This window comes from Rhodopseudomonas palustris HaA2, from assembly GCF_000013365.1.
Taxonomy (GTDB): Bacteria; Pseudomonadota; Alphaproteobacteria; order Rhizobiales; family Xanthobacteraceae; genus Rhodopseudomonas; species Rhodopseudomonas palustris_J.
Genome location: NC_007778.1, coordinates 2,025,148 through 2,049,329, shown reverse-complemented (window position 1 = coordinate 2,049,329; position 24,182 = coordinate 2,025,148). Strand labels below are relative to the sequence as shown.

24 protein-coding genes are annotated in these 24,182 nt (G+C 66.0%); 15 read left to right on the top strand and 9 right to left on the bottom strand.

The window, feature by feature from the left end; translation table 11 throughout:
• Nucleotides 1-147 precede the first annotated feature (147 nt).
• From RPB_RS09000 to RPB_RS08960, 10 genes are all read left to right on the top strand, one after another.
• Nucleotides 148-312: a Flp family type IVb pilin gene (locus tag RPB_RS09000; protein ID WP_011440683.1), complete on the top strand. Its 165-nt coding sequence runs from the start codon at nucleotides 148-150 to the stop codon at nucleotides 310-312.
• A gap of 95 nt (nucleotides 313-407) precedes the next feature.
• Nucleotides 408-542 (top strand): hypothetical protein, encoded by a 135-nt coding sequence (locus tag RPB_RS25150; RefSeq protein WP_283804838.1) that lies wholly within the window; start codon nucleotides 408-410, stop codon nucleotides 540-542.
• A 106-nt stretch (nucleotides 543-648) separates the two neighbouring features.
• On the top strand, nucleotides 649-1,170 hold the full coding sequence (locus RPB_RS08995; protein WP_011440682.1) for an A24 family peptidase: 522 nt from the start codon (nucleotides 649-651) through the stop codon (nucleotides 1,168-1,170).
• Between the two features lie 123 nt (nucleotides 1,171-1,293).
• Complete coding sequence (gene cpaB / locus RPB_RS08990) at nucleotides 1,294-2,091, top strand: Flp pilus assembly protein CpaB (protein ID WP_011440681.1); 798 nt, start codon at nucleotides 1,294-1,296, stop codon at nucleotides 2,089-2,091.
• Between the two features lie 13 nt (nucleotides 2,092-2,104).
• The gene (locus RPB_RS08985; protein WP_011440680.1) at nucleotides 2,105-3,544 is read left to right on the top strand and encodes a type II and III secretion system protein family protein; all 1,440 of its coding nucleotides are present in this window, start codon (nucleotides 2,105-2,107) and stop codon (nucleotides 3,542-3,544) included.
• A gap of 19 nt (nucleotides 3,545-3,563) precedes the next feature.
• Nucleotides 3,564-4,292: a CpaD family pilus assembly protein gene (locus tag RPB_RS08980; RefSeq protein WP_011440679.1), complete on the top strand. Its 729-nt coding sequence runs from the start codon at nucleotides 3,564-3,566 to the stop codon at nucleotides 4,290-4,292.
• Complete coding sequence (locus RPB_RS08975; protein ID WP_011440678.1) at nucleotides 4,289-5,566, top strand: AAA family ATPase; 1,278 nt, start codon at nucleotides 4,289-4,291, stop codon at nucleotides 5,564-5,566. The genes RPB_RS08980 and RPB_RS08975 overlap by 4 nt, the downstream gene beginning before the upstream one ends.
• 21 nt (nucleotides 5,567-5,587) lie before the next feature.
• The gene (locus RPB_RS08970) at nucleotides 5,588-7,039 is read left to right on the top strand and encodes a CpaF family protein (RefSeq protein WP_041798125.1); all 1,452 of its coding nucleotides are present in this window, start codon (nucleotides 5,588-5,590) and stop codon (nucleotides 7,037-7,039) included.
• Nucleotides 7,040-7,050: 11 nt separating this feature from the next.
• Nucleotides 7,051-8,025 (top strand): type II secretion system F family protein, encoded by a 975-nt coding sequence (locus RPB_RS08965; RefSeq protein ID WP_011440676.1) that lies wholly within the window; start codon nucleotides 7,051-7,053, stop codon nucleotides 8,023-8,025.
• Between the two features lie 11 nt (nucleotides 8,026-8,036).
• A complete protein-coding gene (locus RPB_RS08960; protein WP_011440675.1) occupies nucleotides 8,037-9,011 on the top strand; it encodes a type II secretion system F family protein in 975 nt (324 codons plus the stop codon).
• A gap of 55 nt (nucleotides 9,012-9,066) precedes the next feature.
• On the opposite strand, the gene RPB_RS08955 is transcribed toward RPB_RS08960, so the two are convergent.
• The gene (locus tag RPB_RS08955) at nucleotides 9,067-9,861 is read right to left on the bottom strand and encodes a tetratricopeptide repeat protein (RefSeq protein ID WP_041798123.1); all 795 of its coding nucleotides are present in this window, start codon (nucleotides 9,859-9,861) and stop codon (nucleotides 9,067-9,069) included.
• Nucleotides 9,862-9,988: 127 nt separating this feature from the next.
• Here RPB_RS08955 and RPB_RS08950 point away from each other — a divergent pair, with 127 nt between their 5' ends.
• Nucleotides 9,989-11,371, top strand: a complete 1,383-nt coding sequence (locus RPB_RS08950; protein WP_011440673.1) for a leucyl aminopeptidase family protein — start codon at nucleotides 9,989-9,991, stop codon at nucleotides 11,369-11,371.
• Nucleotides 11,364-12,248: a C40 family peptidase gene (locus RPB_RS08945; RefSeq protein ID WP_011440672.1), complete on the top strand. Its 885-nt coding sequence runs from the start codon at nucleotides 11,364-11,366 to the stop codon at nucleotides 12,246-12,248. The genes RPB_RS08950 and RPB_RS08945 overlap by 8 nt, the downstream gene beginning before the upstream one ends.
• Here the strand turns inward: RPB_RS08945 and RPB_RS08940 are convergent.
• The 8 genes from RPB_RS08940 to RPB_RS08910 all read right to left on the bottom strand — a co-directional run bounded on the left by RPB_RS08940 (nucleotide 12,205) and on the right by RPB_RS08910 (nucleotide 21,633).
• Nucleotides 12,205-12,843 carry an NUDIX domain-containing protein gene (locus RPB_RS08940; RefSeq protein WP_011440671.1) on the bottom strand — a complete coding sequence of 213 codons (639 nt, stop codon included), beginning with the start codon at nucleotides 12,841-12,843 and terminating at the stop codon, nucleotides 12,205-12,207. The two genes, RPB_RS08945 and RPB_RS08940, sit on opposite strands and share 44 nt — an antisense overlap.
• Nucleotides 12,844-12,850: 7 nt before the next feature.
• On the bottom strand, nucleotides 12,851-14,488 hold the full coding sequence (locus RPB_RS08935; protein WP_011440670.1) for an ABC transporter ATP-binding protein: 1,638 nt from the start codon (nucleotides 14,486-14,488) through the stop codon (nucleotides 12,851-12,853).
• Entirely contained in the window at nucleotides 14,489-14,653 is a 165-nt protein-coding gene (locus RPB_RS24540; protein WP_157038794.1) for a hypothetical protein, read from the bottom strand.
• A gap of 38 nt (nucleotides 14,654-14,691) precedes the next feature.
• Nucleotides 14,692-15,870 carry an ABC transporter permease gene (locus RPB_RS08930; RefSeq protein ID WP_011440669.1) on the bottom strand — a complete coding sequence of 393 codons (1,179 nt, stop codon included), beginning with the start codon at nucleotides 15,868-15,870 and terminating at the stop codon, nucleotides 14,692-14,694.
• Nucleotides 15,870-16,979 carry a microcin C ABC transporter permease YejB gene (locus RPB_RS08925; protein ID WP_011440668.1) on the bottom strand — a complete coding sequence of 370 codons (1,110 nt, stop codon included), beginning with the start codon at nucleotides 16,977-16,979 and terminating at the stop codon, nucleotides 15,870-15,872. Before RPB_RS08925 ends, RPB_RS08930 begins: the two co-directional genes overlap by 1 nt.
• Nucleotides 16,980-18,857, bottom strand: a complete 1,878-nt coding sequence (locus RPB_RS08920) for an extracellular solute-binding protein (RefSeq protein ID WP_011440667.1) — start codon at nucleotides 18,855-18,857, stop codon at nucleotides 16,980-16,982.
• Nucleotides 18,858-18,871: 14 nt separating this feature from the next.
• A complete protein-coding gene (locus tag RPB_RS08915; RefSeq protein ID WP_011440666.1) occupies nucleotides 18,872-20,779 on the bottom strand; it encodes an extracellular solute-binding protein in 1,908 nt (635 codons plus the stop codon).
• Between the two features lie 302 nt (nucleotides 20,780-21,081).
• Nucleotides 21,082-21,633 carry a c-type cytochrome gene (locus RPB_RS08910; protein WP_011440665.1) on the bottom strand — a complete coding sequence of 184 codons (552 nt, stop codon included), beginning with the start codon at nucleotides 21,631-21,633 and terminating at the stop codon, nucleotides 21,082-21,084.
• Between the two features lie 209 nt (nucleotides 21,634-21,842).
• On the opposite strand from RPB_RS08910, the gene RPB_RS08905 reads away from it, so the two are divergent.
• The 3 genes from RPB_RS08905 to RPB_RS24535 all read left to right on the top strand — a co-directional run bounded on the left by RPB_RS08905 (nucleotide 21,843) and on the right by RPB_RS24535 (nucleotide 24,175).
• Nucleotides 21,843-22,580 (top strand): 3-deoxy-manno-octulosonate cytidylyltransferase, encoded by a 738-nt coding sequence (locus RPB_RS08905; protein WP_041798121.1) that lies wholly within the window; start codon nucleotides 21,843-21,845, stop codon nucleotides 22,578-22,580.
• Nucleotides 22,581-22,640: 60 nt separating this feature from the next.
• Entirely contained in the window at nucleotides 22,641-23,495 is an 855-nt protein-coding gene (locus RPB_RS08900) for a prephenate dehydratase (protein ID WP_011440663.1), read from the top strand.
• A 143-nt stretch (nucleotides 23,496-23,638) separates the two neighbouring features.
• Nucleotides 23,639-24,175: a hypothetical protein gene (locus RPB_RS24535; RefSeq protein WP_157038793.1), complete on the top strand. Its 537-nt coding sequence runs from the start codon at nucleotides 23,639-23,641 to the stop codon at nucleotides 24,173-24,175.
• Nucleotides 24,176-24,182 lie beyond the last annotated feature (7 nt).

Below are 24,182 nucleotides of genomic sequence, written 5' to 3'. Positions count from 1 at the left end.
CAAGAAGTGGCCGAGAACCGCATGTTTCAGCAATCGAATTAACTGCGCTGCAATTTCCCGATCCTAGGGTGACGCCATGGTCGCGGTGCCGAGAACGCCGGAAAGACCACAGTTAGTTCGACAGCCACGTGTACATGGAGCACTCCGATGAAGACCATTTTCGCTCGTTTCGTTAAGGACGAATCCGGCGCCACCGCCATCGAATACGGCCTGATCGCCGCCGGCATCGCGCTGGCCATCATCGCCGTCATCAACGGCATGGGCACCAAGCTGAACACCGCCTTCACGAGCATCAACACCGCGCTCAAGTAAGCGGTCGCGGCCTCTTCAAGAAAGGCTCCGGCATGCCGGGGCCTTTTTTATTTCCCGACGTTTCCGCCGCTCGCCGGCGATCGAGTTTGCGTGACATGAACCGGTTCGATCCTGCAGCGGCCGACCAGGCCCGCCACGCGATCCGCGACATCGCGGCCCGTCAAGCCGTCTGCGCGGCGCTCGCGCTCGGCATCCTCGCGATCGCGGTGCGGATCGCCGCGATCTGGTGAGCCGCCTTCGGCGTTGTCCGATCGTTCACTTCTGCGGGCTAACCTGCCCCGCCGGTGCCGCGGCGGTCGCGGTCGCCTCTTCCTCGCGCTTCGGCGAGACCCGATCATGATCGCTGACATCCTCCGCCTGCTGCTGTTTCCCGCGCTGATGGCGTTCGCCGCGGCGAGCGACCTGTTCACGATGACGATTTCCAACCGCGTGTCGCTGCTGCTGGTGGCGGGCTTCCTGGCGCTCGCGCCGATGTCGGGAATGAGCCTCGCCGATTTCGGCCTGCATCTCGGCGCCGGAATGACGGTGCTGGCGATCGCGTTCGGATGTTTCGCGATGGGCTGGATCGGCGGCGGCGACGCCAAGGTCGCGGCGGCGGCGGCGCTGTGGTTCGGCTTCGCCCATCTGATGGATTTTCTGCTCTACGCCTCGCTGTTCGGCGGCGCGCTGACGCTGCTGCTGCTCGGCTTCCGGCAATGGCCGCTGCCTTATCCGCTCGCCGGCCAGAGCTGGCTGCTGCGGCTCCACGCCAAGGAGACCGGCATCCCCTACGGCATCGCGCTCGCGATCGGCGCACTCGCGGTGTATCCGCAAACGGAGTGGATCAAAGCGGTGGACCTCGGCCGGTTCGCGCTGTGACGGTACGGGAAGTTCTCGTTAACGCGATTTAGATACGCCTCATTAACCATGCTTTGACGATTAGCTGGTCAACTCCCGGTACTGCGACGCGGCTCGTCGCGAGTGACCCGGAAAGTAAAGCGTATGAATACCGCGCGCATCGTCGTTCTTGTGATTGCCGTCGGCGCCGGCGCCGTCGCCGCCTATCTGGCGAGCGGCATCGGCGGACAGGAGACGGCCGGCCCGACCGCGCCCGTCGCCCAACTGGCGACGGTCGAAGTGCTGGTCGCGAAGTCCGACATCCCGCTCGGCCAGCCGGTCGGGCCCTCGGACGTGCAGTGGCAGACCTGGCCGGCCGCCACCGCCAGCTCGAATTTCATCCTTCGCAGCGAGCGCCCCGACGCCAGCGTCCAGCTCGCCGGCTCGATCGCGCGGTCGCCCTTCATCGCCGGCGAACCGATCCGCGAACAGAAACTGGTGAAGTCCAACGGCTCCGGCTTCATGGCCGCGATCCTGCCGACCGGGATGCGCGCGATCTCGACCGAGATCTCGCCGGAAACCGGCGCCGGCGGCTTCATCCTGCCGAACGATCGCGTCGACGTCATCCTGTCGAAGCGCGACCAGAATCCCGATCGCGTCAAGGGCGGCGACGTCGTCAACTCCGAGATCATCCTCAGCAATATCCGCATTCTGGCGATCGACCAGACCGTCGAGGAGAAGAACGGCCAGAAGGTCGTGGTCGGCAAGACCGCGACGCTCGAACTGAAACCCGATCAGGCGGAATTCCTGGCGCGTGCGCGGCAGAGCGGCACCCTGTCGCTGGCGCTGCGCAGCCTCGCGGACGCCAACGCACCGGCCCGCACCGAGGAGATCGGCGGCAAGCGCGACAGCATCAACGTGATTCGCTTCGGCGTTTCCACGCAAACGACGACGCCGAAGTGATCAGGGGATCGATATGAGCTGCGGCACCAACCACCGATTCATCCGGACGCTGACGGGCACGGCGATGGCGGTCTCCGCCGTCGTCGCGCTGACGATGCTGCCGCCCTGGACGCCGGTGAAGGCCAGCGACTATCGCGCCACCACGACGCAGACCGGCGGCGGGATGAACGCGCGGCCGCTCGCGCTCGGCATCGGCAAATCGGTGGTGATCGACCTGCCGCGCGACATCAAGGACGTCCTCGTCGCCGATCCGAAGATCGCCAACGCCGTGGTGCGTTCGTCACAGCGCGCCTACATCATCGGCGCCGCCGTCGGCCAGACCAACATCGTGTTCTTCGACTCCACCGGCCAGCAGATCGCCGCCTACGACATCGCGGTGACCCGCGATCTCAACGGCATCCGCGCCGCGCTGCAGCAGTCGATCCCGAATGCCGACATTCGCGTCGAGGGCCTCGGCGACGGCGTGATCCTGATGGGTTCGGTGGCGACGCCGATCGAGGCGCAGCAGGCGGCCGATCTCGCCGCGCGGCTGGCCGGCGATGCCAGCAAGGTGGTCAACAACATCGCGATCCGCGGCCGCGACCAGGTGATGCTGAAGATCACCGTCGCCGAAGTGCAACGCGACATCGTCAAGCAGCTCGGCGTCGATCTCACCGCCAATCTGAGCTACGGCACCTCGGTGGTGAGTTTCACCAACACCAATCCGTTCACGCAATCCGGCCAGGCGCTGGTCTCGGGCAACGCCCTGACGACCTCGTTCGGCAACGGGCCGTCGATCACCGCGACGCTGAAGGCGATGGAAAGCGCCGGCGTGGTGCGGACGCTGGCCGAACCGAACCTCACGGCGATTTCCGGCGAACCGGCGAGCTTCCTCGCCGGCGGCGAATTTCCGGTGCCGAGCGGCGTGACCTGTACCAACGCCGTCTGCACGCCGTCGGTGAGCTACAAGAAATTCGGCGTCCTGCTCAACTTCACACCGGTGGTGCTGTCCGAAGGCCGCATCAGCCTGAAAGTCGCGACCGAAGTGTCCGAGGTCTCGAGCGACAATTCGGTCACTATCAGCGGGACGACGGTGCCGTCGATCAAGACCCGCCGCGTCGACAGCACGGTGGAAATCCCCTCCGGCGGCTCGCTGGCGATGGCCGGCCTGATCCAGGAACAGACCAAGCAGGCGATCAACGGCATGCCGGGCATGACGCAGATTCCCATTCTCGGCACGCTGTTCCGCAGCCGCGACTACATCAACCGCCAGAGCGAGCTGATGGTGCTGGTGACGCCCTATGTGGTGCGCGCCGTGGCGCCGAAGGATCTGTCGCGGCCCGACGACGGCTTCGCCGACGCCTCCGATCCGCAATCGGATCTGCTCGGCAGCATCAACCGAATCTATGGCGTCCCCGGCCGCACCGGCCAGAGCCAGACCTACCGGGGCCGGTTCGGCTTCATCACCGACTGAGCGGGACGAGGACAGGACGATGACATCCAGCACACCCGCCCGCGCCATTCGCGGCCTCACCTGTGGGGCCGCTTTGGTCGCCGTCTCGCTGTCGATGGGCGCATGCACCCACACCAGCGCCAATGACGAGGTCACCGCGAGCGTTCCCAACGACTACCGTCAGCGCCACCCGATCGCGATCCAGGAAGCGGATCGCAGCGTCGTGGTGTTCGTCGGCAACGGCCGCGGCGGCCTGACCGCGACGCAACGCGCCGACGTCGCCGCTTTCGGCAAGGAGTGGCTGCGCGAAGGCACCGGCTCGATCATCGCCGAAGTGCCGTCCGGCACGCCGAACGCCCGCGCCGCGAGCGACACGATGCGCGAGATCCAGTCGCTGCTGACCTCCGGCGGTGTGCCGGCGCGCGGCGTCATCGTGAAGCCCTATCAGCCCGCCGATCCGCGCAGCTTCGCCGCGATCCGCCTGCTCTATCCGAAGGTCGCCGCGGTCGCCGGTCCGTGCGGGTTGTGGCCCGAGGACATCGGGCCGTCGATCAAGAACAAGGGCTATCTGGACAACAAGCCCTATTGGAATTTCGGCTGCGCCAATCAGCGCAACCTCGCCGCCATGGTGGAGAATCCGTCGGATCTGGTGCAACCGCGGCCGGAGACGCCGGCCTATACGGCGCGCCGCGGCGTCACCTTCGAGACCTATCGGACCACCAAGCCCGAAGCCACCGCCAAGGCCCAAGTGAGCAACGTCGGACCATGATCAGCTACGGACGCCAGAACCAGGACGAGCCCGCGGACGGCGCGCCGATCGGCGCCGCCACGCCGGACGAGCACATCGCGCCGGCGCCCCGGGTCTCGGTCCAGGCCTTCTGCGAGTCGGTCGACACCGCCGCGGCGGTGCAGTCCGCCGGCGAGGACCGCCGCCTCGCCAAGGCGCATCTGAAGATCCAGATGGGCGGCATGGTCGCGGCGATCGAGGCGTATCGCTCGGCCCCGACCCCCAACGTCATCATCCTGGAGACCGACCCGCGCAGCGACATTCTCGCCGGCCTCGACCAACTCGCCACCGTGTGCGATCCCGGCACCCGCGTCATCGTGATCGGCAAGGTCAACGACGTCACGCTGTATCGCGAACTGGTGCGCCGCGGCGTCAGCGACTACGCGATCGCGCCGGTGTCGCCGATCGACATCGTGCGCTCGATCTGCAACCTGTTTTCCGCGCCGGAAGCCAAGGCGGTCGGCCGCATCATCGCGGTGGTCGGCGCCAAGGGCGGCGTCGGCGCCTCGACCATCGCGCACAACATCGCCTGGGCGATCGCGCGCGATCTGGCGCTGGATTCGGTGGTGGCCGATCTCGATCTCGCGTTCGGCACCGCCGGCCTCGACTACAACCAGGACCCGCCGCAGGGCATCGCCGAGGCGGTGTTCTCGCCGGACCGCGTCGACACCGCCTTCGTCGACCGCCTGCTGTCGAAATGCACCGACCATCTCAGCCTGCTGGCGGCGCCGGCGACGCTCGACCGGGTCTATGATTTCGGCACCGAAGCGTTCGATACGATCTTCGATACGCTGCGCTCGACGATGCCCTGCATCGTGCTCGACGTGCCGCATCAATGGACCGGCTGGACCAAGCGGGCGCTGATCAACGCCGACGACATCCTGATCGTCGCGACGCCGGACCTCGCCAACCTGCGCAACACCAAGAACCTGTACGATCTGCTGAAGGCGGCGCGCCCGAACGACCGGCCGCCGCTGTACTGCCTGAACCAGGTCGGCGTGCCGAAGCGGCCGGAGATCAATTCCGGCGAATTCGCCAAGGCGATCGAGAGCCCGCCGATCGTCAGCATCCCGTTCGACCCGCAGATGTTCGGCGCCGCCGCCAACAACGGCCAGATGATCGCCGAGATCGCGGCGAGCCACAAGACCACGGAGATGTTCCTGCAGATCGCCCAGCGGCTGACGGGACGCGGCGAAGCCAAGAAGCCGAAAGGCGGATTCCTGTCGCCGATCCTGGAGAAGCTGCGGGCGAAATAAGTCGCCCATCGGAGTATCGTCGTGTTCGGTAAGCGTAGCGGTTCAGATCAAGAGGTGCGTTCGAAGCCGGTGAGCCCGGCTCCGGAGCCGATGTCACGCGCGCCCGAGGCGCCGTCCGCGGTCGCCTCGCCGCCGCTCGCACCGAACCGCGCGCCGCCGCCGCCGCCCCAGGCCGAAGCCCGCCGCTCCGACAATTACTACCAGGTCAAGGCGACGATCTTCGGCGCGCTGATCGAGGCGATCGACCTGGCGCAGCTCGCCAAGCTCGACGCCGAATCCGCGCGCGAAGAAATCCGCGACATCGTCAACGAGATCATCGCGATCAAGAACATCGTGATGTCGATCTCCGAGCAGGAGGAACTGCTCGACGACATCTGCAACGACGTGCTCGGCTACGGCCCGCTGGAGCCGCTGCTGTCGCGCGACGACATCTCCGACATCATGGTCAACGGCGCCGGCACGGTGTTCATCGAAGTCGCCGGCCGGATCCAGCGCACCGGCATCCGCTTCCGCGACAATCAGCAGCTCCTCAACATCTGCCAGCGCATCGTCAGCCAGGTCGGCCGGCGCGTCGACGAATCCTCGCCGATCTGCGACGCCCGCCTCGCCGACGGCAGCCGCGTCAACGCCATCGTGCCGCCGCTGGCGATCGACGGCCCCGCGCTCACCATCCGCAAATTCAAGAAGGACAAGCTGACGCTCGACCAGCTCGTCAAATTCGGCGCGATCACGCCGGAGGGCGCGCAGATCCTGCAGATCATCGGCCGCACCCGCTGCAACGTGCTGATCTCCGGCGGCACCGGCTCCGGCAAGACCACGCTGCTGAACTGCCTGACCAACTACATCGACGACGACGAGCGCATCATCACCTGCGAAGACGCCGCCGAACTGCAGCTGCAGCAGCCGCACGTGGTGCGCCTCGAAACCCGGCCGCCGAACATCGAGGGCGAAGGCCAGGTGACGATGCGCGAACTGGTGCGCAACTGCCTGCGTATGCGGCCGGAACGGATCATCGTCGGCGAAGTCCGCGGACCGGAGGCGTTCGACCTGTTGCAGGCGATGAACACCGGCCACGACGGTTCGATGGGCACGCTGCACGCCAACAACCCGCGCGAGGCGCTGTCGCGCTGCGAGTCCATGATCACCATGGGCGGCTTCTCGCTGCCCTCGCGCACCATCCGCGAGATGATCTGCGCCTCGATCGACGTCATCATCCAGGCCGCACGGCTGCGCGACGGCTCGCGCCGGATCACCCACATCACCGAGGTGATGGGGATGGAAGGCGACACCATCATCACCCAGGATCTGTTCATCTACGACATCATCGGCGAGGACGCCAACGGCCACATCGTCGGCCGGCATCGCTCGACCGGGATCGGCAGGCCGCGGTTCTGGGAACGCGCGCGCTATTACGGCGAGGAAAAGCGGCTCGCCGCGGCGCTCGACGCCGCCGAAGTCGCAGCCGTCACCTGAGGGAGCGATCCATGGAGATGCAATCGCTAGCCCTCGGTTTCCTCGCCGCCGTCTCCGTCGGCGGGCTGGCCTGGGTCTTCATCTATCCGCTGCTGTCCGGCGAGAAGCAGGCCGAACAACGCCGCACCTCGGTCGCGCGGACGACGCCGGCGGTGCGACAGATCGAGAAATCGCAACGGTCGCGCCGCGAGCAGGTCGAAGGATCGCTGCGCGAGATCGAGGCGCGCAGCCAGAAGCAGAAGAACGTCTCGCTCGGCACCAAACTGACCCAGGCCGGGCTCGACTGGACGCCGAACAAGTTCATCGGCGTGTCGGCGGGGCTCGGCACCGTCGCGTTCGCCACCACCATGATCCTCGGCGGCGGATTGCTCGCGGCGGTCGGACTGGCCTTCGCGGCCGGCTTCGGCTTGCCGCGCTGGGTGCTGGGCTTTTTGAAGAAGCGCCGTGAAAAGAAATTCATCAATGCGCTGCCGGACGCCGTCGACGTCATCGTGCGCGGCATCAAGGCCGGCCTGCCGCTGTTCGACTCGCTCAAGGTGGTCGCGGCGGATTCGCCGGAGCCGCTGAAGAGCGAATTCAACGCCATCATCGAAACCCAGGCGATCGGCATGCCGCTCGGCGAGGCCTGCGCCCGGCTGTACGACCGGATGCCGCTGCCGGAAGCCAACTTCTTCGGCATCGTGATCTCGATTCAGCAGAAGTCCGGCGGCAATCTGTCGGAAGCGCTCGGCAACCTCTCCAAGGTGCTGCGCGACCGCAAGAAGATGGCCGAGAAGATCCAGGCGATGTCGATGGAGGCTAAGGCCTCGGCCGCGATCATCGGCTCGCTGCCGCCGATCGTGATGCTGCTCGTCTACCTGTCGACGCCGGACTACATCGCGCTGCTGTGGACCCACCCGACCGGCCGGCTGATGCTGGCCGGCTGCGTGGTGTGGATGTCGGCGGGCATCCTGGTGATGAAGAAGATGATCAATTTCGACTTCTGAAGGCGGCTGCGATGATCGACCTGCTGATCGAAAAATTTCACGACGCCCGCTTCATGACGATGCTGCTGGCGGCGATCGCCGTCAGCGCCACAGTGTATACGCTGGTGATGCCGCTGCTCGTCGGCGAGACCTTGGCCAAGCGGATGAAAGCGGTCGGCAGCGAGCGCGAGCGGCTTCGCCAGCGCGAGCGCGACCGGCTCGCCAAGGCCGAACGGGTGTCGCTGCGGCAGGCACCCAAGCAGTTTGTCGCCAAGATCGTCGACGACCTCAACCTCGGCAAGTGGGTGGCGCAGGAAAGCGCGCGCGACAAGCTGGTGATGGCCGGCTATCGCGGCCAGGCGCCCTACATCACCTTCCTGTTCTTCCGCATGGTGATGCCGATCGCGTTCGGCCTCGCGGCGGCGCTCTACGTGTTCGTGCTGTCGAACATGGATCAGTCGACGCCGATCAAGGTCGCTATCTGCATCGGCTGCGTGTTCCTCGGCATGCAGGCGCCGATGCTGTTCCTGAAGAACGCCATCACCAAGCGCCAGCTCTCGATCCGGCGTGCGTTTCCGGACGCGCTCGACCTGCTGCTGATCTGCATCGAATCCGGCATGTCGATCGAGGCGGCGTTCCGCAAGGTCGCGGTCGAGATCGGCACCCAGTCGATCCCGCTGGCGGAGGAATTCACGCTGACGACGGCGGAGCTGTCCTATCTGCCCGACCGCAAACAGGCCTATGAGAACCTGGCGAAGCGCACCGGGCTGGACGGCGTCAAATCGGTCTGCCTGGCGCTGCAGCAGTCGGAACGCTACGGCACGCCGCTCAGCCAGAGCATCCGGGTGATGGCGCAGGAAAACCGCGACATGCGGATGAACGAGGCCGAGAAGAAGGCCGCGGCCTTGCCGCCGAAGCTGACGGTGCCGATGATCCTGTTCTTCCTGCCGGTGCTGTTCGTGGTGATCCTCGGGCCGACCGGGATCAGGGTCGCAGCGATGCAGTGAACGCTGCGTCGCACGACGACACGAGCGTGATGGTCGTGCTGGCGGTGGGGAATGATCAGTCGCCGGAGGCCAGCACGCCGCGGCCGCGGCCGCGCGGGTCGCCCTTGCCGTCCAGCATCTGCTTCAGATAAGCGACGTTGGCGGCGGCCTCGTCGGGCGGCAGATCGGATCGCACGATTCCTTCGGCTTCGGCGAAGCGGCCCTGCAACCCGACGACGAGCGCCAGATTCTGTCGCACCCGCGCATCGGCCCGGCCGCTGGCATAGGCCTGGCGCAGCGTCGCCTCCGCTTTCGGCAGGTCCTTGGTCAACATGTAGGACAGGCCGAGATTGGACAGCACCGACGGCTCGCCGGGCGCGAGCCGGAGCGCGCTGGCGTAATAGCGCCGCGCCTCGTCGCTGCGGCCCATCTGATCGAGCACGGCGCCCTGCACCGACAGGATCCGCCAATCCGGATTGTCCGGGCTGTGCGCGTTCGACAGCGCCTCGAACGCTGCGCTGAAATTGCCGTTGTCGGCGAGCGCGCGGCCATAGCCGGCGAGCACCGCCTTGTTGCCGGGATTGGCGAGCGTCGCCTTCTCCAGCATCGCCACCGCCTGGGCGCGCTGACCGATCGCGCGCAAGGCCTGGCCATAGGCAAGCGCCGCGCCGGGATCCTTCGGATTGGACCGGTAGCGCTCGCCCGCGATCTCGGCGGCGCGGCCGGGATCGGCCGGTGCCTCGGCGCGGGCGCCGAGCGAGCCGGTGATGCCGGACATGCCGGCGGTCTGGCAGCCGGCGAGCGCCGTCGCCATCGCCACGGTCACGGCCGCGGAGGCGAGAAACCGGGCGAGACAAGACAGCTGGCGCATGGCAACTTTACTCACGAAGCCGACCGGACAAATTCCAACAGGAGCCCAGCAATAGAGCGTTAACCCTAATGTCCGGTTAATCACCGCGATCCCTCCCCTCGCCTCGAATCGACTCGAAAGACCCCGCATGTCCTCCTTGTTCGCCACCGCCCCGGAACCGACCGCCATTCCGATTTCCTTCGTCACCCGCGCCGGCTGGGAGGTGCTGTGCGCGACGCTGCCGGAGGCCGCGCAGCGATTCGCGCGCGCGCACGGCTACAGCGGCAAGCCGGGGCAGTTCCTCGCTCTGCCGACGCCGGAGGGCGACATCGGTCATGTCCTGTTCGGCCTCGACGAGCCCGACGCGCGCGGGCACGATCCGTTTCGCGCCGGGCAATTGCCGGGCCTGCTGCCGCCCGGCGTGTATCGCCTCGCCAACGCGCCGCACGACACACGGCTCGCAGTGCTGGCGTTCGCGCTCGGCGTCTACAAATTCGGCCGCTATCGCACCGCCGAGCCGCCGGCCGTCAAACTGGTGCCGCCGGACGGCATCGACGTCGCCGCGATCGCGCGCGCGGTCGAGGCTGCGACGCTGGCGCGCGACCTGATCAACACGCCGTCGAACGACATGGGGCCGGCCGAACTCGCCGACGCCGCGCAGGCGCTGGCGCAACGCTTCGGCGCGGATTTCACCTGCGTCGTCGGCGAACAGCTGACGACACGCAACTTCCCGCTGATCCACGCCGTCGGCATGGCGGCGACGCGCGCGCCGCGGCTGATCGATTTCACCTGGGGCGATCCGGCACATCCGAAGGTGACGCTGGTCGGCAAGGGCGTCTGCTTCGACACCGGCGGCCTCGACCTCAAGCCGTCGAGCGCGATGCTGATCATGAAGAAGGACATGGGCGGCGCGGCCAATGTGCTGGCGCTGGCCGCGATGATCATGGACGCGAAGTTGAAACTGCGGCTGCGCGTGCTGATCCCCGCGGTCGAGAACGCGGTCGCCGGCAACGCGATGCGGCCGCTCGATATCTTCCCGTCGCGCAAGGGCCCGACGGTGGAGATCGGCAACACCGACGCCGAGGGCCGGCTGGTGCTGGCCGACGCGCTCGCTTACGCCGACGAGGAGGCGCCCGATCTGCTGATCGATCTCGGCACGCTGACCGGCGCCGCGCGCGTCGCGCTCGGTCCGGATCTGCCGCCCTACTACACGGATGACGAGACGCTGGCGCTCGACCTGGCGCGCTGCGCCAAGGCCGAGAACGATCCGCTGTGGCGGCTGCCGCTGTGGGGAGCCTACGATTCCTGGCTGGACTCGAAGGTCGCCAACATCAACAACGCGCCCTCCGGCGGCTTTGCCGGCTCGATCACCTGTGCGCTGTTCCTGCAGCGCTTCGTCGAGTCCGCCAAGAGCTGGCTGCATGTCGACATCTACGGCTGGACGCCGAAGGCCAAGCCGGCGCGGCCCGAAGGCGGCGAGTGCCAGGCCGCGCGCGCGATCTTCGCATTGCTGAGCGAACGCTATGGCTGATCTGAAGCTCGATCCGCGGCTGACGCCGGCGCGGCCGGATCTCGCGGCGAAACATCTCGAAGGCCGGGTGAGCGCGGACCGTTTCGTCGACGGCGAAATCTTCGAGATCAGCTACGGCGTGGCGCCGGTGCGGTGCGAGCCGTTTTCCGGGGCGATGCTGCAGACCGAAGCGCTTAAGGGCGAGCGCGTCACCGTCTACGACCGCGACGAGGAAGGCTGGGCCTGGGGCCAGCTCATGACCGACGGCTATGTCGGCTGGCTGCCTGACCTCGCGCTGTACCGGCCCGGCGCGGAGCCGACCCACAGAGTGACGGCGCTGCGCAGCTTTGCCTTTCCAGGCCCGTCGATCAAACTGCCGCCGGCGGAGACGCTGCCGCTCGGCGCGCGGCTGGCGGTGGTGCGCGACGACGCGAGCTTCGCGGTGACGCAAGAGGGCTGGTACGTGCCGCGCCGACATGTCGAGCCGATCGATCGGTTCGAGAGCGATTTCGTCGCGGTCGCCGAGCGCTTCGTCGGCACGCCGTATCTGTGGGGCGGCCGCTCGAGCCTCGGCATCGACTGCTCCGGCCTGGTGCAGACCGCCCTCGCTGCCTGCAGCATCCAAGCGCCGCGCGACAGCGACATGCAGGAGGCGGCGCTGGGCGAACCGCTGGTGCTGTCGGAGCAGACCAGGCTGCAGCGCGGCGATCTGCTGTTCTGGAAGGGCCACGTCGCGATCGTGCGCGACCAGGGCAGCATTGTCCACGCCAATGCGTATGCGATGGCGACCGCAATCGAGCCTGTGCACGCGGCGATCGCGCGGATCGCAGCAAGCGGCAGCGAGCTCACCGCGATCAGGCGGCTCGGTCGAACAGCTCCCGCAGCCGGGATCGGTTGAGCGCCAGCCATTGCAGCGCGCCGACCAGCAGCGCATTGGCGACCTGCCCGCGCTCGAGCGCAGCCAGCGCCTCGTCGATCGACACCACGAAGGGCTGGGTGTCCTCGTCCTCGTCGGCGAGGCCGCCGCGCTGCAGCGCCGCGCTGGAATCCACGAACCCGGCGAAATACACGATCTGCTCGTCGGTGAAGCCCGGCGTCGCCAGCACGCTGTAGAGTTCGACGAGCCGTTCCGGCGCCACGCCGATCTCTTCGATGCACTCACGCCGCGCCGCGGCGGCCGGCGCCTCGCCGGACTCGACGCGGCCGGCGACGATCTCCACCATGTCGCCGCGGCCGGTGGCGAAATGCGCGGGCAACCTGAACTGCCGGATCAGCACCAGCGCGTCGCGCGCCAGATCGATCGGCACCACCGCCGCGACGCGGGCGGCGCGCAGCACGTCGCGCCGCTGCAGCAGCGGCGGCTCGCCGTCGCGCCGCAGCGAGACCTCGTAGCGCTCGTAGCTCATGAAGCCGCGGCCGATCAGCTCGGCCTCGGACACGGTGACATCGGCCTCGCGATCCGCGAGCAGCCCGGTCCCGTCGATCAAACCCATCCAACACCTATGGCGCGGCGCCGCCGCCCGGAGCGGTCTCGAGCCGGAACGCGGCGGCAAACAGCGCACGCGTATAGTCGGTCTTCGGGTGTTTGAACAGCTCCGCCGCAGGACCTTCCTCGACCACCTTGCCCTGCTTCATGACGATCAGATGACTGGCGAGTGACGCCACCACGCGCAGATCGTGCGAGATGAACATGTAGGTCAGATCGCGCTTGCGCTGCAGCTCGCGCAACAGATCGACCATCTGCGCCTGGAACAGCATGTCGAGCGCGCTGGTCGGCTCGTCGAGCACCACGAAATTCGGCTCCAGTACCACCGCACGCGCGATGCTGATGCGCTGGCGCTGGCCGCCGGAGAATTCGTGCGGATAGCGGAAGCGCGTCGCCGGATCCAGGCCGACGTCGGTCAGCGCCTTGATCACCCGCGCCTCGCGCTCGTCTTCCGACAGATGCGGCTGATGCACGCTGAGGCCCTCGGCGACGATATCACCGATCGCCATGCGCGGGCTGAGCGCGCCGAACGGATCCTGAAACACGATTTGCATGTCGCGGCGGAACGGCAGCATCTCCTTGAACTTCAGGCCCTGGATATCGCTGCTGAGAAAAACGATTGGACCTTCGGACGAGATCAGCCGCAGCAGCGCCAGACCGAGGGTGGTCTTGCCGGAGCCGGACTCGCCGACCACGCCGAGCGTCTCGCCCTTGCGCACTTCGAGCGTGACGCCGTCGACCGCCTTGATGTGGCCGACGGTCTTGCGCATCAGCCCGCGCTTGATCGGAAACCAGACCTTGAGATTGTCGGTCGAGATCACCACCGGCTGCTCGGGCCGCGGCGGCGCGGGATCGGGCTTCGGCTCGGCGGCGAGCAGCGCGCGGGTGTAGGCGTGCTGTGGTGCGGTGAACACCTGCTCGACCGGGCCCTGTTCGACGATCTTGCCGTTGTTCATCACGCAGACGACGTCGGCGATGCGCCGCACGATGCCGAGATCATGGGTAATGAACAACAGGCTCATGCCGAGCCGGGCACGGATGTCGGCGAGCAGCGCCAGGATCTGTGCCTGCACGGTGACGTCGAGCGCGGTGGTCGGCTCGTCGGCGATCAGGAGGTCCGGCTCGTTGGCGAGCGCCATCGCGATCATCACGCGCTGGCGCTGGCCGCCCGAGAGTTGATGCGGGTAGCTGGCGAGCCGCGTTTCCGGCTCGGGGATGCCGACCTGCGTCAGCAATTCCAGAATGCGCGCCCGCGCCTTGGCGCCGCGCGGGCCGCCGTGCAGTTGCAGGATCTCGCCGATCTGCGCCTCGATCGTGTGCAGCGGATTGAGCGAGGTCATCGGCTCCTGGAAGATGATCGAAATCTCGTTGCCGCGGATGGCGCGGATGTCGTTCTCCGACATGCCGAGCAGCTCGCGGCCCTTGAACCGGATCTGCCCGGTCGGATGCGACGCCGTCGGATATGGCAGCAGCTTCAGGATCGACAGCGCGCTGACCGATTTGCCCGACCCGGACTCGCCGACCAATGCCACGCACTCGCCGCGCCTGATCTGATACGAGATGCGATCGACCGCGGTGGTGGTGCCGCTCTGCTGATGGAACGCCACCGAGAGATCGTCGACGGAGAGCAGAGGCTGGTTGAGGGCGTCCATTCAATCTTTGTCCGCGTTGTCGTATTCGAACCAGTCGGGAAGCTCTTCTTCGTGCTCGATAACTACCGTCACGGTAGCGGTCGGATCGAGACCTTCCCGTAGATCAGGCGGTAACCGGGAAACTGGATAGTTCGTCGTCGTGATCCTGATGAGTTTCGTTCTCATGGCACGTCTCCAGCGCGACTTGGAACCCTACCACATCCTCACCTGAACGTCTTGCGCGGGTCGAACGCGTCTCTCACGGCTTCGCCGATGAAGATCAGCAGCGACAGCATGATCGCCACCGCGAAGAAGCCGGTGAAGCCGAGCCACGGCGCCTGGACGTTGGCTTTGCCCTGCGCCAACAATTCGCCGAGCGAGGGCGAGCCGGGCGGCAGGCCGAAGCCGAGGAAGTCGAGCGCCGTCAGCGTCATCACCGAGGACGACACGATGAACGGCAGGAACGTCATGGTCGCGACCATCGCGTTCGGCAGCAGATGCCGCACCATGATTTTGGCATTCGAGACGCCGAGCGCGCGCGCCGCCATGATGTACTCGAAATTGCGCCCGCGCAGAAATTCGGCGCGCACCAGCCCGACCAGCGACACCCAAGAGAACAGCAACAGGATCCCGAGCAGCACGAAGAAGCCCGGCACCAGCACCGACGACAGGATCAAGAGCAGATACAGCGACGGGATCGCGGTCCAGACCTCGATGAAGCGCTGGAAGCCGAGATCGACCCAGCCGCCGAAATAGCCCTGGATGCCGCCGGCGGCGACGCCGATCACCGACGAGATGATCGTCAGGCTGAGGCCGAACAGCACCGAGATGCGGAAGCCGTAGATCAGCCTTGCTACGACGTCGCGGCCCTGATCGTCGGTGCCGAGCCAGTTGTATTCGAGATCGCTGCAGCTCTTCAGGCCCTTCTTCTCGACCACCGTCCTGCATTCCGCCTCGGTCAGCAGCCAGGTCGGTTTCGACGGCGCCGGCGTCGGCAGATCGAGATTGTGGGTGCCGTAGGAATAGCGGATCGGCGCCCAGATCACGGTGCCGCCCTTGTCGGCGATCAGCTTCTGCAAGTAAGGATCGCGATAATCGGCGGCGGTTTCGAAATCGCCGCCGAAGGTGGTCTCGGCATAGCTCACCACCGCCGGGACGTAATAATGGCCGTCGAACTTGATCAGCAGCGGCCGGTCGTTGGCGATGAATTCGGCGAACAGCGACACGCCGAACAGCACCAGGAAGATCCACAACGACCAGTAGCCGCGGCGGTTGGCCTTGAAATTCTGCCAGCGCCGCTTGTTCAGCGGCGAGATCGAGAGACGATGGCGGGTCGGCGGCACCGCCTCGCCGAGCGGGGCCTGCGTCGTGCTTTCGATCGGCTCGCGTGCGATCAACGTCATCAGACTTCCCGCGCCTCGAAGTCGATCCGCGGATCGATCCACATATAGGCCAGATCCGAGATCAGGTTCACCACCAGCCCGACCAGCGAAAAGATGAACAGCGTGCCGAACACCACCGGATAGTCGCGGTTCAGCACGCTCTCGAAGCCGAGCAGGCCGAGCCCGTCCAGCGAGAAGATGGTCTCGATCAGGAGCGAGCCGGAGAAGAACGCGCCGATGAAGGCGCCAGGGAAGCCGGCAATCACGATCAGCATGGCGTTACGGAAGATGTGGCCGTAAAGCACCTGGGTTTCGCTGCAACCCTTGGCGCGCGCCGTCATGACGTATTGCTTGCGGATCTCGTCGAGGAACGAGTTCTTGGTCAGCAGCGTCATGGTGGCGAAGGCGCCGAGCACCATCGAGATCAGCGGCAGCGTCAGGTGCCAGAAATAATCCAGGATCTTCCAGTACCAGGGAAACGCGCTCCAGCCGTCGGAGGTCAGGCCGCGCAGCGGAAACCAGCTGAAGAACGAGCCGCCGGCGAACACGATGATCAGCAGGATCGCGAACAGGAAACCCGGGATCGCGAAGCCGATGATGATCACCGCCGAGGTCCAGGTGTCGAATTTCGATCCGTCCTTCACCGCCTTGCGGATGCCGAGCGGAATCGAGATCAGATAGGTGAGGAGCGTCATCCAGATGCCGAGCGACATCGAGACCGGCAGCTTCTCCTTGATCAGTTGCAGCACGCTGACGTCGCGGAAATAACTCTTGCCGAAATCGAACCGCGCGAAATTCCACAGCATGATGGCGAAGCGCTCGGGCGCCGGCTTGTCGAAGCCGAACTGTTTCTCCAGGCTCTTGACGAAATCCGGATCGAGCCCCTGCGCGCCGCGATATTTCGAATTGACCGCGTCGGCCGAGGCGCCCGCCTGCGGCCGCCCGCCGAAATCGCCGCCGGACGAGCCGGAGACGCGCGAGGCGGCGCCGGTGTCCGCGCCGGACAGCTGCGCGATCACCCGTTCGACCGGCCCGCCGGGCGCGAACTGCACCACGACGAAGGACACGAACAGGATGCCGAGCAGCGTCGGAATCATCAGCAGGACGCGGCGGAGAATATAGGAGGACATCTACTTCCCCTCGCCCTTCGGGTCGCTTCGCTCGGCGGCGGGATTGCTTTTCGCCCACCACAGGTCCGGGGCGCTGACGCCGGTGTATTTCGGCAGGTTCGGCGGATGGCCGAACACGTCCCAATAGGCCAGCCGATGCGACGACGAAAACCACTGCGGCACCCAATAGCGGCCGGCGCGCACGAGCCGGTCGAGCGCGCGCGCGGCGACGACGAGGTCGGCACGGCTGTCGGCGGCGATCACCCGATCGATCATCGCGTCGATCGCCGGATCGGCGATGCCGGCGAGATTGTTCGAGCCCTTGATGGCGGCCGATTGCGACGAGAAGAAATTGCGCAGTGCCTCGCCCGGCACGGTCGAAAAGCTGAAACGCTCGATCGCCATGTCGAAGTCGAAATCGTCGCGGCGCGCCCGCGACTGAACCGGGTCGACCAGCCGCACCGTCGCCTCGATGCCGAGCGTGGCGAGGTTCTTGACGAACGGCATGTGGTGGGCCTGGAACGCCGGCTCGTCGAGCAGAAACTCGACGCGCATCGGCTCGCCGTTCGGCATCAGGCGCTTGCGGTCCTTGACGACGAATCCGGCCTCTGTCAGCAACTGACCGCCGCGGCGCAGCAGCGCGCGGTCCTGCCCCGAGCCGTCGGAGGCCGGCGGCACGAACGGCGCGCCGAACACCTCGTCGGGCACCTTGCCGCGGAACGGCTCGAGCAGCGCCAGTTCGTCGGCCGACGGCGGCCCGACCGCCATCATGTCGGAATTCTGGAACGGCGACACCGTGCGCGCATAGGCGCCGTACATGATGGTCTTGTTGGTCCATTCGAAGTCGAACGCGCAGCCCAGCGCCTCGCGCACCCGCGGATCCTTGAACTTGTCGCGCCGCGTGTTGATGAACCAGCCCTGCGCGCCGGACGGCGTCTCGTCGGGCAGCGTCTCGCGCTTGACCCGGCCCTCATGGATCGCCGGAAAGTCGTAGCGCGTGTTCCAGATCCGCGAGGTGAATTCCTCGCGATACAGATAGTTGCGGCCGGTGAAGCCCTCGAAGGCGACGTCGCGATCGCGATAGAACTCGAACCGGACGGTGTCGAAATTAAACGCCCCGACATTGACCGGCAGCGCCGCGCCCCACCAGTCCTTGACGCGCTCGAAAGCGATGAAGCGGCCGGATTCGAAAGGGCCGACCTTGTAGGGCCCGCTGCCGAGCGGGATCTCCATGGTCGATTCGTCGAACGGCCGCTTGGCGTAGTACGCCTCGGAGAACAACGGCAGCGCGGCCACGAACAGCGGCACGTCGCGGCCGCGCTTCGGCTTGAACGTCACCAACAGCGTCGAATCGTCGACTGCCTTCGCCTCGATGAAATCGCGCATCTGCTGGGTGATAAGCGGATGCCCCTTGGCCTTGAGGATGTTCAGCGAGAACGCCGCGTCGCGCGCGGTGAGCTTGCTGCCGTCGTGGAAGCGCGCCTCTGGACGCATGGTGAAGCGATAGCTCAACCCGTCGGCGGAGATCGCGACCCTCGCGGCCGCGAGGCCGTACATCGCGTCGGGCTCGTCGCCGGCCCGGGCCATCAAGGACGCGAAGGTGAGACCCATGCCCTGCGCGCCGTCGCCCTTGAGGATGTAGGCGTTGAGCGAGTTGAAGGTCTGGAACGATTGATTGAAGGCGCGGCTGGACGGGATGGTCGAGAACAGCCCGCCTTTGGGGGCCTGCGGATCGACGTAGTCGAAATGCGGAAAGTCCGCCTTGTATTTCAGGTCGCCGAACGCCGACATGCCGTGGGCTGTGGTCTCGCCGTCGGCCGCGGATGCGGGGCTGATCCGGGCCGCCGCCAGGGCGCCGACGCCGAGGACGAGAACTTCGCGGCGGTTGAGCTGCGCCATACGCGAGCCTGTCCTCAAGAGCGTCGGCCGATCTTGGCGGCCTTGGCTTCGTCGTACCACCACAGCGCCGGCAGGCCGGAGCGGGCGTATTTCGGCAACTCGGCGCGGCTGAAACGGTCCCAGCGCGCGTAGCGCGAGAAGCCGTAGGTGAATTGCGGCACGACGTAGAAATTCCACAGCAGCACGCGGTCGAGCGCGCGTGTCGCCGCCACCAGCGTGGCGCGGTCCTTGGCGAAGATCACCTTGTCGATCAGCGCGTCGACCGCGGGATTCTTGATGCCGATGGTGTTGCGCGAGCCTTGCTGATCGGCCGCCGCCGAGCCCCAATAATCGCGCTGCTCGTTGCCGGGCGACAGCGACTGGCCCCACAGATCGGTGATGACGTCGAAGTCGAAGGCGCGGATGCGGTTCTGATACTGCGCATCGTCGACGACGCGGATCGACACGGTGACGCCGAGCCGCTCCAGCGACGGCCTGTAGAACAGCGAGATCCGCTCCGACGAGGGGTCCTGCACCAATATCTCGACCGTCACCGGCTTGCCGGAGGGATCGACCAGCTTGCGGTCCTTGAAGTCGAAGCCGGCTTCCTTCACCAGCTTCATCGCCTCGCGCAGATTGGCGCGAACCGCTTCCGGATTGCCGCCGACCGGATTGGTGTAGGCCTTCGTGAACAATTCGGCAGGCACCTTGTCGCGCACGGTGTCGAGGATCGCGAGTTCGTCGCCCTGCGGCAGCCCGCTGGAGGCGAGCTCGGTGCCTTCGAAGTAGCTGTTGATCCGCTTGTACTGACCGTAGAACAGCTGCTTGTTCATTTCCTCGAAGTCGAACGCGTAGTTGAAGGCGCGCCGGATCCGGGCGTCCTTGAACATGTCGCGGCGCAGATTGAGCACGAAGGCCTGCATCCGGCCGGAATCGTTGATCGGAAACTCCTCCCGGACCACCCGCTTGTCGGTGACCGCGGGGAAATCGTAGGCCGTCGCCCATTGCTTGGCGGAGTTCTCGGCGATCCAGTCGGCCTGATCGGCCTTGAACGCTTCGAGGGCCACGGTGTTGTCGCGGAAGAATTCGAAACGCAGTTCGTCGAAATTGTACTGGCCGACGCGCACCGGCAGCTTCGCGCCCCAGTAATCCTTGACGCGCTCCAGCACGATCGAGCGGCCGGCGACGAAGTCCTTGATCCGGTAGGGGCCGGAGCCGAGCGGCTTCTCCAGCGTGGTGGCGGAGATGTCGCGCTTGCGGCCCTGCTCGTCGGTGCCTTCCCACCAGTGTTTCGGCAGGATCATCAGTTCGCCGACGATGGTCGGCAATTCGCGGTTGCCGGGCCCATCGAACGTGAAGCGGATCTCGCGCTCGCCGGCCTTCTCGGCCTTGGTGACGTGGCTGTAATACGAGGCGTAGCGCGGGCTGAACTTCTTCAGGGAGTCGAACGAGAACACCACGTCGTCGGCGGTCACCGGTCTGCCGTCGTGCCAGCGCGAATCGGCGCGCAGCCGATACACCACCCAGGAATAGTCCTCGGGATGCGCCGCGCTCTCGGCGAGCAGGCCGTAGGAGGTGCCGACCTCGTCCTGCGACTGGGTCATCAGCGTCTCGTACAGATAGCCCACCGCCGGAGCGATGTTGCCCTTCACGCCGGCGACCGCGAGATTGAAACTGTCGAAGGTGCCGAGCGAGATCTGCCGCGCCGCGCCGCCCTTCGGCGCATCCGGGTTGACGTAGTCGAACCGCTTGAAGCCGGCCGGGTATTTGACCTCGCCGAACAGCGACAGGCCGTGCCGCCAAGTCAGTCCGGATGTCGGCTTGTCGACCGCGCCCTCGGCCAACGCCGGCGCGCCGGTCAGGAGGCCGGAGCCTAAACCGAAAGCCGGGGTGGCCGCGGCCGCTACGCCGGCTTGCAGAAGGTGTCGTCGGGTCAGCTTCACGGTCTGGAATTCCTGTTGGCGTCGGACTGGGACGATGGTGCTGGTCTCAGGGCCTGATTTCAGCACATGTTTTCAGGACTTGGTTCTTAAGATTTGGACATCAAGTCTGGCACTCAAACCGCAATATGAGGCGAGGATTCGACCGATTATGCCGGATTTCCGGCAGGATAGCATCAAGCGGCCGGGACCGTTGCGGCGAAACGTCCCGATCAGCACAGCGTGATGGCGAATGATCGGCGCACGCAAAAACGGCCGGGAAGACCCGGCCGTTCGAGATCGTCGATGGCGCTGGCGCCGGACCGCTATTTGGCGGCGGTCGGGATCGCCTCGGGCGTGTCGGAATTCTTGTTGAGATAGGCGATCAGATCCGCCCGTTCCTTGTCGTTCGAAATCCCGGCAAAGCCCATCGCGGTGCCCGGGATGTAGCCCTTCGGGCTGGCGAGGAACTTGTTGAGGTCGTCGAACGTCCATTCGCCGCCCTTGGCCTTCATCGCCGCCGAGAAATTGAAGCCGCGCCCCTCGCCCTTCTTCTCGCCGACGATGCCGTAAAGATTGGGGCCGACGCGGTTCGGACCGTCCTTCTCGAAGGTATGGCAGGCGGCGCATTTCTTGGCGGCGGAGACGCCCTTCTCGACCGAGGCGGTCTGCAGCAGATTTTCGATCGGCTCGGGGGCGGCGGCGGGCGCGGCATCCTTGCCAGGGGCCGGCTCGGCTTCCTTCACGGCGATGGCCCAGCCCTGCTTTTCCACCTTGTCCGGCGCAAAGATCGCCTGCGCGGCGAAATTCGACAGCAGCAGCACGAGACAGGTCGCAAGGACCGCGCCGAGAATCTTGTTGAGCTCGAAAGAATCCATGGTTCGCTCGCGTTTCCTGTCAGACCGAGTCTGGATTGTTTATTGTTGTCATTCTCAAATAGACTTTAGTTGTGATGAGATAACGGTTTGCCCATGCTCTGGCAACCCGTATAAGTGCTTTACACCCCGACGTACCAACAGCCTGATACCGTCCCGATCGAGGCGCGATGGGCCCATTTTCCACCGCACGGGCCCGACCCCGCATCCCGATGACCGCACCCCGCACACTCGTCCTGATCCCCGCGCGCATGGCCGCGACCAGGCTGCCCGGCAAGCCGCTGCTGGACATCGGCGGCGTGCCGATGGTCGTGCATGTGCTGCGACGCGCGCTGGCCGCGAACATCGGCCGGGTCGCAGTGGCGACCGATACGCCGGCGATCGCCGACGCCGTCAGAGCCCATGGCGGCGAGGTGGTGATGACAAGGGCGGATCATCCGTCCGGCTCCGACCGCATTCACGAGGCGCTGCAGACGCTCGATCCGCAGCGCACGATCGAGACGGTGATCAATCTGCAGGGCGACTTCCCGACCATCCGGCCGGAGCAGATCGGCGCGGTGCTGGCGCCACTCGACGATCCGGCGGTCGATATCGCGACGCTGGCCGCCGAGATCCATACCGAGGAAGAAAGCACCAACCCCAACGTGGTGAAGGTGGTCGGCTCGCACATCGGCACCACCCGGCTGCGCGCGCTGTATTTCACCCGCGCGACCGCGCCGTGGGGCGACGGGCCGCGCTATCATCATATCGGTCTCTACGCCTATCGCCGCGCCGCGCTGGAGCGCTTCGTGGCGCTGCCGCCCTCGCCGCTCGAACAGCGCGAGAAACTGGAACAGCTCCGCGCGCTGGAAGCCGGGATGCGGATCGACGTCGGCATCGTCGACAGCGTACCGCGCGGCGTCGACACCCCGGCCGATCTGGAGACCGCACGCCGGGTGCTGGCCGGGTGAGCCTGCCCACTGGCGAAAAATGCTGCGGCTGCTAGAACGCGCGGCAACACGCAGGAACCCATGACCAAGACCATGAAAATCGCATTCCAGGGCGAGCCGGGCGCGAATTCGCATATCGCGATCGGCGACGCCTATCCCACCGCCGAGGCGCTGCCCTGCGCCACCTTCGAGGACGCGCTCGCCGCGATCACCTCGGGCGAGGCCGATCTCGGCATGATCCCGATCGAGAATTCGGTCGCCGGCCGCGTCGCCGACATCCATCATCTGCTGCCGCAATCCGGCCTGTTCATCGTCGGCGAATGGTTTCTGCCGATCCGGCATCAGCTCGTCGCGGTGCCCGGCGCCAAGCTCGAAGACATCAAGACGGTCGAGAGCCACGTCCATGCGCTCGGCCAGTGCCGGCGCATCATCCGCAAATTCGGCATCCGGCCGATCGTCGCCGGCGACACCGCGGGCTCGGCGCGGATCGTCGCCGAGCGCGGCGACAAGAGCTGTGCGGCGATCTCGTCGCGGCTGGCAGCGAAGATCTACGGCCTCGACATCCTCGCCGAGGACATCGAGGACGAAACCCACAACACCACCCGCTTCGTGATGCTGGCGCGCGAGCCGCGCTGGGCAGCGCAGGGCTCGGGACCGCTGGTGACGACGTTCGTGTTCCGGGTGCGCAATCTGCCGGCCGCTTTGTACAAGGCGATGGGCGGCTTCGCCACCAACGGCGTCAACATGACCAAGCTGGAAAGCTACATGGTCGACGGCAATTTCTTCGCGACGCAGTTCTACGCCGACGTCGACGGCCACCCCGAAGACCGCAACCTCGCCTTCGCGCTCGACGAGCTGAAGTTCTTCTCCCGCGAATTCAGGATCGTGGGCGTCTATCCGGGCCACCCGTTCCGGGCGACGTTTACGGAGCGGTAGTCGGTCCTAAACGATCCGAAGCCGAGTTCATGACCGAGTTGGCGCAAGACCCCGTCGCAGCGCGACGCGAAGAGAGCTTGCGGATTTCACAACTTTAGATTTAGTATCGACGATTGCTCAATTAATGATTTCAGGAGACGATGATGCGGAAAGCACTCGGCTTATCAGCCGCGATCACCGCCACTTTGATTGTGGCATTCCAGCCGGCCAAAGCCGACCAATTGGTCACGGCAACGGTAGAAGCCAGCGGCCTGCCCACCGGCATCACGGCGCGGGGAATGGTAGCCGTGACACGCACCTCTGATCTGGGAGCGGAATATATCTACTGCGAAATCCAAGGTAGCAACTCGTCGTGCACCGCGTCTAACAGTAACACGACCACTCCCAAGAATATCGGCAACGTCGTCTGCATTCCCAAGAACTTCAATCCACCTGTGCTGACAACGACGTGTTCTGACATGATCAACGATGGTCAAGGCGAGTGCCAGACAAACTCCGCGGCGGGCATCTGCAACTCGAACATCGAGCACGAGATCAAGCCGGTCTGCAATTATCGGACGGAAAATAACTCGGGCACGTCGGCGAGCTGGACTTGGCAGCTAACCGCTCCGGCGAGTCAGAGCACCGCTTTCACCCTCGATTGCAAGAAAAGCGGCTATCAGGGATACACGCAAAACTAGAGCATGG